Genomic DNA, 310 nt, shown 5'->3' with positions numbered 1-310 from the left:
CTGCTAGCCCCAGCTGCGCTTGGTGCGCAGCAACCAGGTGCGCACCGCGGGCACGCCGTCGGTGCCGCCGTTGATGCGCTTGGTGATGTCGGCGAGGCGGTCGGCGTCGGCTAGCGCGTTGCACTCCATCGCATGCCAGGCCGCGGCCGCCACCGCCAGGCACCAGGGGGGCTCGAGCACGGCGTCGGGCGCGGCGCAGAAATCGGGCACGCAAGGCGACGCCGCGCGCAGCTGCGCGGTGGCGCGGGCGTAATTAGCCTTGCCGGTCAGCTGCAGCAGGCCGCGCCCGCGGAACAGATAACCGTCGTCG

Annotated in this window: 1 pseudogene; it reads right to left on the bottom strand. The window is 73.2% G+C overall.

Going from position 1 to position 310, the window contains the following annotated elements:
- Positions 1–3 precede the first annotated feature (3 nt).
- Positions 4–310: pseudogene (locus D0817_RS27120) on the bottom strand (hypothetical protein); the annotation flags it as partial.

The sequence above is a fragment of the Flavobacterium cupreum genome (genome assembly GCF_003996965.1).
Classification (GTDB): Bacteria; Bacteroidota; Bacteroidia; order Flavobacteriales; family Flavobacteriaceae; genus Flavobacterium; species Flavobacterium cupreum.
Note: the sequence above shows the minus strand (reverse complement) of the source record. Positions and strands in the feature narration are given on the sequence as shown.